Source organism: Klebsiella sp. Ech2A (assembly GCF_030078455.1).
GTDB lineage: Bacteria > Pseudomonadota > Gammaproteobacteria > Enterobacterales > Enterobacteriaceae > Klebsiella > Klebsiella terrigena.
Map to the genome: position 1 here is coordinate 1 of NZ_JAQGFU010000311.1, position 3,399 is coordinate 3,399.

5 protein-coding genes are annotated in these 3,399 nt (G+C 61.3%); all 5 read left to right on the forward strand.

Annotation, left to right across the window (positions count from 1 at the left end; all coding sequences use genetic code 11):
- Positions 1–92 (forward strand): hypothetical protein (locus PFH44_RS26065; RefSeq protein WP_283826625.1); only part of this gene is annotated, 92 nt, incomplete at its 5' end.
- A gap of 73 nt (positions 93–165) precedes the next feature.
- Positions 166–1,077: an N-acetylglucosamine kinase gene (gene nagK, locus PFH44_RS26070; protein ID WP_045854861.1), complete on the forward strand. Its 912-nt coding sequence runs from the start codon at positions 166–168 to the stop codon at positions 1,075–1,077.
- Positions 1,078–1,091: 14 nt separating this feature from the next.
- Entirely contained in the window at positions 1,092–1,916 is an 825-nt protein-coding gene (gene cobB / locus PFH44_RS26075; protein WP_283826622.1) for a Sir2 family NAD+-dependent deacetylase, read from the forward strand.
- A gap of 187 nt (positions 1,917–2,103) precedes the next feature.
- Entirely contained in the window at positions 2,104–2,397 is a 294-nt protein-coding gene (locus tag PFH44_RS26080; protein WP_283826623.1) for a hypothetical protein, read from the forward strand.
- A gap of 106 nt (positions 2,398–2,503) precedes the next feature.
- Positions 2,504–3,399, forward strand: an 896-nt coding sequence (locus tag PFH44_RS26085; protein ID WP_283826624.1) for an AMP-binding protein, incomplete at its 3' end; no start/stop codon positions are given.

Below are 3,399 nucleotides of genomic sequence, written 5' to 3' on the forward strand. Positions count from 1 at the left end.
TGACGGCACTGTTGCTGAGTTTGCTGGCCAGCTGGTATCCCGCCCGCCGCGCCAGCCGCATTGACCCGGCGAGGGTGCTGAGTGGCCAGTAATTTATCGTCATGACCCGCTAATGCGCTTCATTTTGCAAGGTGAAGCGCAGGGTTAGAAAGAGGAATTGCTGAAATGTATTACGGATTTGACATTGGCGGCAGCAAGATTGCGTTGGGCGTATTTAACAAGGAGCGGCGGCTGCAGTGGGAAAAGCGCGTCGCCACTCCGCAGGACAGTTATGAAGATTTTCTCCAGGCGGTAGCGGCGCTGGTGCTTGAGGCGGACGCCCGCTTCGATTGCCAGGGCTCGGTCGGGATCGGCATTCCGGGCATGCCGGAGACCGCGGACGGTACGCTATACGCCGCCAACGTGCCCGCCGCCAGCGGTAAACCGCTGCGCGCCGACCTGAGCGCCCGGCTGGGGCGCGAGGTGCGTCTCGATAACGACGCCAACTGCTTTGCGCTCTCGGAAGCTTGGGACGACGAGTTTACCCGCTATCCGCTGGTGATGGGGCTGATTCTCGGCACCGGCGTAGGCGGCGGCCTGATCCTCAACGGCAAATCGATTACCGGACATAGCTATATCACCGGCGAATTTGGCCATATCCGCCTGCCGGTGGATGCGCTGGAGGTGGTGGGGCGTGACTTTCCGCTGACCCGCTGCGGCTGCGGCCAGCTGGGCTGCATCGAAAACTACCTCTCCGGCCGCGGCTTTGCCTGGCTGTACCAGCACTTTTATCACCAATCCCTGACCTCACCCGAAATCGTCGCGCTGTGGCAGCAGGGCGATGAAAAAGCGCGCGCCCACGTCGAGCGCTATCTTGACCTGCTGGCGGTGTGTCTGGGTAATATTTTAACCATCGTTGACCCGGATCTGCTGGTAGTTGGCGGAGGATTGTCTAACTTTACTGCAATAACCGAAGGGCTGGCGCAGCGCCTGCCGCGTCACTTACTTCCCGTTGCCCGGGTGCCTCGGATTGAGCGGGCGCGCCACGGCGATGCGGGAGGAATGCGCGGTGCGGCCTTCCTTCATTTGACTGATTAATCACAGAGGTAGCTATGTTGTCGCGCCGCTTACATCGATTGAGCCGTTTTCGCCGCAATAAACGACGCCTGCGCGAGCGACTGCGTCAGCGAATTTTCTTTAAAGAGGATAAGGTGGCTCCGGAAACGATGGAAAAACCCAGGGTAGTGGTGCTCACCGGCGCAGGCATTTCCGCTGAGTCGGGGATTAAAACCTTCCGCGCGGCCGACGGCCTGTGGGAAGAACATCGGGTGGAAGACGTGGCGACGCCGGAAGGCTTTGCCCGCGATCCCGCGCTGGTGCAGGCGTTTTACAACGCCCGCCGCCGTCAGCTGCAGGGGCCGGATATCGCCCCTAACGCCGCGCATCTGGCGCTGGCGCGGCTGGAAGAGGCGCTGGGGGATCGTTTTGTGCTGGTGACGCAGAATATCGACAACCTGCACGAGCGCGCCGGCAACCGTCGGATTATCCACATGCACGGCGAGCTGCTGAAGGTGCGCTGTTCGTGGAGCGGGCAGGTGCTGGAGTGGACCGGGGACGTCACCGTGGACGACAAGTGCCACTGCTGTCAGTTCCCGGCGCCGCTGCGCCCGCACGTGGTCTGGTTTGGCGAGATGCCGCTGGGAATGGACGACATTTACAGCGCGCTGGCCGATGCCGATATATTCATCGCCATCGGCACTTCCGGGCACGTCTATCCGGCGGCGGGCTTCGTTCACGAGGCTCGCCTGCAGGGGGCGCATACGGTTGAGCTCAACCTTGAGCCGAGCCAGGTGGGCAGCGAGTTTGCCGAAAAACGCTATGGTCTCGCAAGCCAGGTGGTACCGGCGTTTATCGACCAGCTGCTCAAAGATCTCTGATCGCGCGACGCGGGTCTCAGGGTCGGAGGCGTTAGCGGGTAGCGTCCTCCGGCGTACTGTTGGTCGGCGCTCCCGGCATTATCGTCTGAGGTTGTGGAATTGATGCGATGATGTGACAGGGAAAACAGTATTGCGTGCTCTTTTATGACATCTTCTTACATTCTTGCAACAGAAAGGGAGTGTAAGCATGCGCACAGAGTATTTTGACTACCTGATCCTCGGGGATGAACATCACGGCGAGATCTACAGCGGCGTTAAAACCCACCGTCTTGAAGTGCGTTCGAAATACCCGCTGGCGAATCATGCCCATTCCCCCGCCGAAGAAGCCCCCGGCATCCAGCCGCGAACGGTGAATTATAACGTCCACGAATATCCAGCCCAGGATGGCCGCTTCTATATGGTGGCGACGAACTATCCGCTGAGCGATTTTGACGTGGAAGATGCGCTGATTAAATCGCGGGCGCATCCCGTGCGCGCCTGATCTCTGGCCGCAAAACCGAATCCAGAAATTTGCATAATCCCCTAAGGCGCCCGTATCGGCGCTTTTTTTTGCCCGAAAAGCGCGCCGACGCCGCGGAGAACCTGCCATGCACCCATCGATGATGTATCAGGATTTAACCACCGGAACGTTAATCAATCACGCGGCGCGCTACCATGCCGATACTGAAATCGTCTCCGTGTCCACGTGCGGGGAGACGGAGTACAGCAGCTGGGGAGCGGTGGCGGATAACGCGCGCCGGCTGGCGTCCGCCGTCGATCGGCTGGGCGTCCCCGCCGGCGCCCGCTGCGCTACCCTGGCGTGGAATAATCGCCGTCATCTGGAGATCTATTTCGCCATCGGCTCGGGAGGGCGGGTTACCCATACCCTCAACCCGCGGCTGTCGATTGAGCACCTGACGTTTATCATCAACGACGCCGAGGACCAGGTGCTGTTTTTTGACGCCACCTTCCTGCCTCTGCTGCGCCAGCTGCGGCCCCATCTGCCCACCGTACGCTACTTTGTGCTGATGGAAGCCCGCAGTGAAGAGGCGCTCAGCGAGCTCGATTCGCTGCTGTTTTACGATGAGCTGCTGGCCTCAGGGGATCCCGGCTACGACTGGCCGGGGCTAAGCGAAACCACCCCCGCATCGCTGTGCTACACCTCGGGCACCACCGGGAAACCCAAAGGGGTGCTCAATACCCATCGTTCGCTGGTGCTGCACGCGCTGAGCGGCAATCAGCCCGATGCCGCCGGGATCTCGGCCTGCGACTCCCTGCTGCCGGTGGTGCCGATGTTTCACGTCAACGCCTGGGGGACGCCGTTTATCGCCGCGATGGTCGGGGCGCGTCTGGTGCTGCCGGGGCCGCATCTCGACGGCGAGAGCCTGCTGCGGCTGCTGAGCGCCGAGCGGGTCAGCGTGGCCTTTGGCGTGCCGGTGATTTGGGCCGGACTGCTGGCGGCGCTGCGTAAATCGGATATCCGCCTGCCCTGGTTTAAACCGGT

Excerpts from the sequence above, each read along its gene's own strand:
- nagK (WP_045854861.1), top strand. The coding sequence starts at position 166 with ATGTATTACGGATTTGACATTGGCGGCAGCAAGATTGCGTTGGGCGTA.
- cobB (WP_283826622.1), top strand. The coding sequence starts at position 1,092 with ATGTTGTCGCGCCGCTTACATCGATTGAGCCGTTTTCGCCGCAATAAA.
- PFH44_RS26080 (WP_283826623.1), top strand. The coding sequence starts at position 2,104 with ATGCGCACAGAGTATTTTGACTACCTGATCCTCGGGGATGAACATCAC.